The sequence below is a fragment of the Crossiella sp. CA198 genome (assembly GCF_052078295.1).
Lineage (GTDB): Bacteria > Actinomycetota > Actinomycetes > Mycobacteriales > Pseudonocardiaceae > Crossiella.
Window position 1 is genome coordinate 1 of sequence record NZ_JBQJIM010000075.1, and the last position, 1,165, is coordinate 1,165.

At 67.5% G+C, this 1,165-nt stretch carries 1 protein-coding gene; it reads right to left on the reverse strand.

Annotated elements, in window-relative coordinates; translation table 11 throughout:
* Nucleotides 1-1,041, reverse strand: coding sequence for an IS630 family transposase (locus ACTOWY_RS44790; RefSeq protein WP_441315699.1), 1,041 nt, complete (start codon nucleotides 1,039-1,041; stop codon nucleotides 1-3).
* Nucleotides 1,042-1,165 lie beyond the last annotated feature (124 nt).

Here is a 1,165-nt window from a genome sequence, read left to right on the forward strand (position 1 = left end):
CTAAGCACCTGGCCAGAAGTCTTGTCCGAAACCTTCGGGTAGCCAGGGGCTGGTCCAAGGGGCGGCAGTGGTGAGGTGCTGCTCGGTGGTTCGGCTGCGGAAGTAGGCGTGGGTCTGGCGGAGGCGGTCGGCCATCGTGGCGGGTGCGGTGTTGGCGATCCACTGTTTGAGTCCGGCCCAGACGCGTTCGACGGGGTTGTCCTGCGGGCTGTATTTCGCGCCCTCGATCAGCAACAGGCGTGGATGCTCGGTCAGCCAGCGGCGGGTGATGCCGCTGTGGTGAGTGGTGCCGTTGTCGCAGACGACCACGACGACGGGCGCGTCCGGGTAGGCCTCGAGCAACATCTGGAGGAAGTAGCAGAACACCACGGAGACGTTCTTGACCGAGACATGGTGGTGCCAGGTGCCGGTGGCGAGGTTGATCGCGCCGTGCACGGTGCGTCGGATGTTGCTTCCGGGGGTCAGGATGTGGTGGCGCAGACCGGTGGGCATCCAGCAGGCCCGGACCCGTGCGAGCAGGTCGATGTGGGTTTCGTCCTCGGCCAACACGACCGATCCGGCCGGGAGCGTGGCGATGCGTTCGCGGATGGCGGTGCAGGTGGTGTCGTGGTCGGGGTCGCCTTTGGCGATCAGCCGGGGACGGCACCAGCGGGCCTGCTCTCGCAGCCGCCGGGAGAAGGTGCGCAGGCTCATCTCGGGTCGTCGGGCGGCTCGCCAGACTCTGGTGGTGGTCCAGGCTTTCGGGGTCCGTAACAGGGTGTGGATGCGGTGTCCGAGTCTGGGGCTGCCCAGTCTGGGGCGTCCGCTGCGGGGCCGGTCGGGCAGGCCGCTGATGCCGTCGCGGGTGTGGCGGGCGATCCAGCGGCGGACCGTGATCGGCTCGTAGTGCAGGAGTTCGGCGATCTCGGGTGCGCTCATCCCGGAGGCGGACAGCAGCACGATGAGGATGCGGGCTGCGACTCGCCAGGGCCCGTGCAGGGCGGTGACCAGTTCGTGGTGCTGGCCAGGGGTCAGGTCGGCGTAGACATGCGCGGGGCGCATACTGAAGGAGGCCTCGTCGGGTCGGTTGTGTGTGGTAACTCAATCCAACCCGACGGGGCTCTTCACGTTCGAGGGAAGGTCAACTCCCGCGAGTTACGGACACAACTTCTGGCAACCCGCTTAG

Coding starts and splice junctions, on each gene's coding strand:
- ACTOWY_RS44790 (WP_441315699.1), bottom strand. CDS start 1,041: ATGCGCCCCGCGCATGTCTACGCCGACCTGACCCCTGGCCAGCACCAC.